4 protein-coding genes, 1 tRNA gene and 1 pseudogene are annotated in these 6,086 nt (G+C 35.2%); all 6 read left to right on the forward strand.

Annotated elements, in window-relative coordinates; genetic code table 11:
• Positions 1 to 154: 154 nt before the first annotated feature.
• The 6 genes and pseudogenes from FEZ33_RS11750 to FEZ33_RS11770 all read left to right on the forward strand — a co-directional run bounded on the left by FEZ33_RS11750 (position 155) and on the right by FEZ33_RS11770 (position 5,913).
• A complete protein-coding gene (locus tag FEZ33_RS11750) occupies positions 155 to 1,240 on the forward strand; it encodes a competence protein CoiA (protein WP_138405562.1) in 1,086 nt (361 codons plus the stop codon).
• A gap of 73 nt (positions 1,241 to 1,313) precedes the next feature.
• On the forward strand, positions 1,314 to 3,116 hold the full coding sequence (gene pepF / locus FEZ33_RS11755) for an oligoendopeptidase F (protein ID WP_138405563.1): 1,803 nt from the start codon (positions 1,314 to 1,316) through the stop codon (positions 3,114 to 3,116).
• 284 nt (positions 3,117 to 3,400) lie between these two features.
• Positions 3,401 to 4,716, forward strand: a pseudogene (locus FEZ33_RS11760) (CitMHS family transporter).
• A gap of 33 nt (positions 4,717 to 4,749) precedes the next feature.
• Positions 4,750 to 4,893, forward strand: coding sequence for an isocitrate/isopropylmalate family dehydrogenase (locus FEZ33_RS12805; RefSeq protein ID WP_235888845.1), 144 nt, complete (start codon positions 4,750 to 4,752; stop codon positions 4,891 to 4,893).
• Positions 4,842 to 5,741 (forward strand): isocitrate/isopropylmalate dehydrogenase family protein, encoded by a 900-nt coding sequence (locus FEZ33_RS11765; protein ID WP_235888846.1) that lies wholly within the window; start codon positions 4,842 to 4,844, stop codon positions 5,739 to 5,741. The genes FEZ33_RS12805 and FEZ33_RS11765 overlap by 52 nt, the downstream gene beginning before the upstream one ends.
• A gap of 100 nt (positions 5,742 to 5,841) precedes the next feature.
• Positions 5,842 to 5,913 (forward strand) — tRNA-Arg (locus FEZ33_RS11770).
• The last annotated feature ends 173 nt before the right edge of the window (positions 5,914 to 6,086 follow it).

Below are 6,086 nucleotides of genomic sequence, written 5' to 3' on the forward strand. Positions count from 1 at the left end.
AGTTCATCCGTGGTAAGATGGGTGTAGGTCATTTGTGGTCACTCCTTTGTATTCTTTGGTCGGAATTACAAGTTGAGTGTACCACAAATGGCTGTTTTAGTTGTCTAGCTTAATTTTACAATCGGCGTATTTATAAATAAGGGGGATTGATTACATGTTAGTTGCTATGTCAAAAGAAGGCGAATTAATTTATGCTAGTGAAGTTAAATTTAAGTATCCAAATTTAATGGAATTTTATTGCCCGACTTGTGCCCAAAAGGTATTTTATAAAGATAGTCATAAAGGTAAAGGGTTTTTTAGTCATTATTCAAAGTGCCAATTAGTAGAGAGTCGAAGGAGTCCTCTTGAATCAGATGAACACAAACGTGGAAAAGAAATAATTATTGAAGAATTGCAAGGTATACAGAAACTAGTTCTTCAAACTGAATTGTATTTTCCAGAAATTAATCAATTTGCAGATGTCTATGTCACAGTAAAAAGAGAGAGTAGCAAATCTGTTATTTATGAATTTCAAAGATCCGTCATTCCAGCTGCCGATGTTATAGTAAGAAATCAAAATTATAAACAGCTAGTGAATCAAGTGCACTGGCTGATGGATGATTACACAACGCGTAGCACCGCCTTGAATCAAAGATGGAAGCAGACAATGTTAAATTATAATGATGACTGGGGCTTTCACTTGAAATTTCTTAACTTAAAGAAGAAAGAAATTGTTATTCAACGTCATCTACCAATCATCTATCAGAAAAATAATTATAGACTGAAACAAAATAGAATGACCATTCGTGAGTTCCATCAACTAGATAGCTTACAAGATGAAAATTGCGAGTTAATTTCAGTGCGAAAGCGAACTAAAGCGAGTTTAAATTATAATCGTCAATTAAATGGCATTATGAATAATGAAGCGTATAGAAATACCATTTACTTATTATATCAACAAGGTACTGTATTAACTGATATGCCAGAATGGGTCTTTACAGAACAGTGGGAAGTGCTATTAACTCAATCGCCCAGTTGGCTTGTCTTTTCTTGGTCATTGGCAATCATCAGACAGCTTAACTATAAATTTACCACTGACGCCTTTATAGAGAAATTTCGAGCTTGTTCTGAAATTAAAGTAGCTCGAACACCGCTCATTTATAGTGATATCTATCCAGTTTTATGTCTTGCAATACTTATATTACTGTTTCAAAAAGGGATATTAGAAAAAGTGAGTAATGTGGAATGGATTTCAAAATAATGATTCTTCAAATTGGTTTAGAAATAGTGCATGTGATACACTAGTTATATGATTTTAAATGAGGAGGATATTGATGACAGATTCAAATGTAAAAACAAGAGAACAAATGAATGCAACATATCAATGGAATTTAACACCATTATTTGCATCCGACGAAGAGTTTGAAAGTGGGTACGCTAAAGCTAAAAATAATCTTGATAAGATTACAGCTTACAAAGGCAGATTAGGGGAAAGCCCAGAAGTGCTTAGTGAAGCTATCGATACATTATTAGAGTTAGGACGCGAAGTTTCTAACTTAGGTGTGTATGCTCATCTGAAAAATGATCAAGATCAAACAAATCCGACATACCAAAAGATGAATGCTCAAACCGAGCAACTATATTCTAAATATAGTCAAGTGACGTCATTCTTTAGACCAGAATTACTTGCTATTCCTGCTGAGAAACTAGAAGAAATGACAGCAAACAATGATAGACTGAAAGAATTAGATCAGTTTATTGACGATATTGCACGTAATCGCGAACACGTTTTACCACCAGAACAAGAATTATTACTAGCCAGTGCGAGTGAAGTTTTTGGTGGAGCAACACGTATCTTCGGCTACCTAAATAACGCTGACTTCCAATTCCCAACTGTGAAAGATAGCGAAGGTAATGACGTTCAATTGACTCATGGTCTATACGGAAAATTATTAGAAAGTACAGATAGACGCGTCAGAAAAGATACTTTTGAAGGGTTCTACTCTGTGTATCAACAATTTGAGAATACTTTAGCTCAAACTTTAACAACTGAAATTAAGACACATAATTACAATGCTAAAGTTAGAGGGTTTGAATCAGCGAGAGCAGCAGCTTTATTCACTAATAATATTCCTGAATCTGTCTACGATACATTATTAGAAACTGTTGAATCTCGATTAAACTTATTACATCGTTATGTAGACTTACGTAAATCATTGTTAAATATCGATGATTTAGAAATGTATGACATGTATACACCATTACTGGGTGAACCTCCAATTGCCTTTACTTATGAAGAGGCAAAAGAAATTACTTTAAATGCGCTTCAACCATTAGGTGAAGAATACTTAGAAATCATTCGCAATGCGTTTGACGAGCAATGGATTGATGTTTATGAGAATAAAGGGAAACGTAGTGGAGCATATTCATCAGGAACATATGACAGCAAACCATATATTCTAATGAACTGGCAAGATAGCCTAAATTCATTATATACACTCGTCCATGAATTAGGACACAGTGCCCACAGTTACTTAACCCATGCGAATCAACCGTACGAATACGGTAGCTACTCAATTTTCCTAGCAGAAATCGCATCTACAACAAATGAAAACTTACTAACGAATTATTTATTGAGAACTTATGATGATAAAGATATTCAACGCTATGTTCTAAATCATTTCTTAGATGGATTAAAAGGAACAGTCTTCCGTCAAACTCAATTCGCAGAATTTGAACACTTTATCCACGATCAAGATGGTAACGGTCAACCATTAACAGCTGAGTTTCTGTCAGAAAACTATCAAAAATTAAATGCGAAATATTATGGTCCATCTGTGAATTCTGATTCTGAAATTAAGAATGAGTGGAGTCGTATCCCTCACTTCTATATGAATTACTACGTATTCCAATATGCGACTGGATTTGCTGCAGCAACTGCCTTTGCAGATCGTATTGCTGATGGTGATAAAGAAGCATTAAATAGCTATTTAGGTTTCTTGAAATCAGGTAAAAGTCAGTATGCCATCGATACGATGAAGACTGCTGGTTTAGATATGACAAAACGTGATTATATCGAACAAACTTTAGATGTATTTGAACAAAGATTAGCTGAATTTGAAGCACTATTAGATTAAGTCTAAGGAGAGCGATTTGTAACTAGAACGTTTGAGCGTTCTATTATGAATCGCTTTTTTGTATTCGAGATAAATGAACATAAAAATATATTCACGTCGATAAAACAATATTGATATATATAAACGGCGAAAATAACGCTTACCAACCACAAATTTATGACTAAATTTCAAAAGTTAACTTATCAAAATTAATTGGGTTATATATACTTAATGAATATTTAAAAAAAGATGATTAAATAACTTTTTGTTCATCTAAAATTAACATAAAATAATGAGGTGTATAAATGGTTGCTTTAATGGGTTATTTATTAATAATTGTTTTTATGATTCTAATTATGATGAAAAAGATATCTCCTTTCGTTGGCTTAGTTTTCCTACCAATAGTATGGGCGATTATGGGTCAATTATTTGGCTTATGGAATATTGATATTGGACAGGCTGCAATGGATGGTCTACTAGGTACAGCGCAGACAGGTATCATGCTATTCTTTGCAATATATATGTTCACAATTATGATTGATGCTGGTCTATTCGACCCGCTTTCAAACGCTATGATTCGTTTTGCAAAAGGAAATCCACTGAAAGTGATGATTGCAACAGTCGCATTGACTGCCGCAGTATCATTAAACGGTGATGGAACCACGACAATGATTATTGTATGTACGGCTTTTGTGCCAATATACAAACGTCTAAATATGAAGAGGTTAGATTTAGCCGTATTAACAATGACATCACATTCAATTATTAATTTGCTACCATGGGGTGGACCAACAGCGCGTGCGATTGCAGTAATGAATGTAAGTGAAGCAGATGTTATGCGTGGTTTAACACCAATGATGATTGCTGGAATTATTCACATGTTTATCGTAGCTTATGTGATTGGTCGCGGTGAACGGAAACGTTTAGGTGTCGTGAATCTATCGAATAATGAACTTGAGAAATTAATGGTTATCGAAGATCAAGAGACGCTTGATATCCGTCGACCTAAGAATGTTTGGATCAATGCGATTACTGTATTTGTTGCCATAGGGTTATTAATCGCCAATGTCATTCCATCAGCAATCATTTTTATGGTTGGTACAGTTATTGCGTTACTTGTAAACTACGGGTCGTTGACACTGCAAAAAGAGCGTATTGATAATAATGCAAGTGAAGCTAACCAAGTTGTTATGACAGTATTTGGTGCTGGAGTATTTATGGGAGTTTTACAAGCAACTGGAATGGATGATGGGATTGCATCAAGTTTGAATTCAATCATTCCAGAAAGCTTAAGTGGCTTCTTTGGTATCATTGTTGCTATTATATCCGCTCCAGGTACATACTTCTTACATAATGATGCATTCTACTACGGAATGATGCCTATTCTTGCTGAAGCAGGAACGGCTTACGGCTTTACTGCCTAGAGTTAACTTTTGCATCTTTAATGGGACAAGCTTTCCACTTATTCAGTCCATTAGTACCTTTTGCTTATGTATTATTAGGTATGACAAATGTGGAGTGGGGCGACTGGCAGAAAAAAGGCCTTCTCGTATCACTAGGAATATTTATTGTTTTTGTTATAGTTGGTGCAGTTACAGGGATAATGCCAATATCTTTGTAGAATCAATTTTAGAAAATGAAGGGAGCAATTGATGTGAAAATTACATTAATACCAGGCGACGGGATTGGTCCCGAAATTACTGAAAGTACACGGAATATTGTAGATGCGCTAGATATTGGAATTGAATGGGAAGTTGTTGCAGCGGTGAAGCTGTCTTTAATAAACAAGGTACATTAATTCCAGATGATGTTTATGAAAGTATTGAAAAGAATAAGATCGTGTTAAAAGGACCCATTATGACACCGATCGGAAAAGGTTTCCGTAGTGTTAACGTAGCCTTACGTAAGAAATACGATTTGTACGCGAATATTCGTCCTGTAAAAAGTTTAGGAACCATCCCATCTTTAACCAAAGATTTAGACTTAATTCTCTTTAGAGAGAACACAGAGGATTTATACGCAGGTGTCGAAAAGCAAATTTCAGATGATGAAGCTCATAGCATTAAGATCATCACACGATCCGCATCAGAACGAATTGTACGCGAAGCCTTTGAATATGCAAAAGCGAATGATCGTCAAAGTGTGACAGTTGTGACAAAAGCAAATATTATGAAGCTGACAGATGGATTGTTCCTAGATGTTGCCCGAGGCGTAGCTGAAGAGTACCCATCCATAGAATTCAAAGAAATTTTAGTCGATAATATGGCGATGCAATTAGTCATTAATCCTAAGCAGTTTGATGTTATAGTTACTGAGAACCTCTATGGTGATATTCTGTCTGATTTAATGGCAGGTTTAGTAGGTGGTTTAGGCTTAGTACCTGGAGCAAATATTGGCGAAGATATTTCAATTTCTGAAGCAGTACATGGTTCAGCCCCTGATATTGCAGGCAAAGGCCTAGCAAACCCCACAGCGATACTCTTGGGGGTTTGCCAGATGCTAGATCATATTGAGCAAAAAGATGCGTCAAATCGCCTAAGAAACGCATTAGACACCGTCTTAAGTGATTCAAATAACTTTACTAAAGATTTAGGTGGAGAGATGACTACTATAGGCTTTACTGATGCCGTCATAAAAGCTTTATAGTCTTAATAAGGAATATCTTTGAAAGAAGTAGTGCGACGGCGCTGCTTCTTTTTTTGTATCTTGAAATATAACCTAAAGATGGCTATAATAGAGAAGTTAAGCCGCCATAGTGTAATGGATATCACATAAGATTCCGGTTCTTAGGATGGGGGTTCGATTCCCTCTGGCGGCGTTTAAATTAATAAGATACTTAACAATTCATTTTATTCAATTGTTAACCTGAATAATTCATACTTTTAAATATTGAGTTATTCTAGTCGTTATTTTTCAATTTTGGATCACTTTATCGAAATTAAAATATTTTAATCGATTTTCTAAGCTAAAGAAAAACTTTTTAGTCTCATC

This window comes from Ruoffia tabacinasalis (genome assembly GCF_005864045.1).
Lineage (GTDB): Bacteria > Bacillota > Bacilli > Lactobacillales > Aerococcaceae > Ruoffia > Ruoffia tabacinasalis.

Excerpts from the sequence above, each read along its gene's own strand:
- FEZ33_RS11750 (WP_138405562.1), top strand. The coding sequence starts at position 155 with ATGTTAGTTGCTATGTCAAAAGAAGGCGAATTAATTTATGCTAGTGAA.
- pepF (WP_138405563.1), top strand. The coding sequence starts at position 1,314 with ATGACAGATTCAAATGTAAAAACAAGAGAACAAATGAATGCAACATAT.
- FEZ33_RS11765 (WP_235888846.1), top strand. The coding sequence starts at position 4,842 with ATGGGAAGTTGTTGCAGCGGTGAAGCTGTCTTTAATAAACAAGGTACA.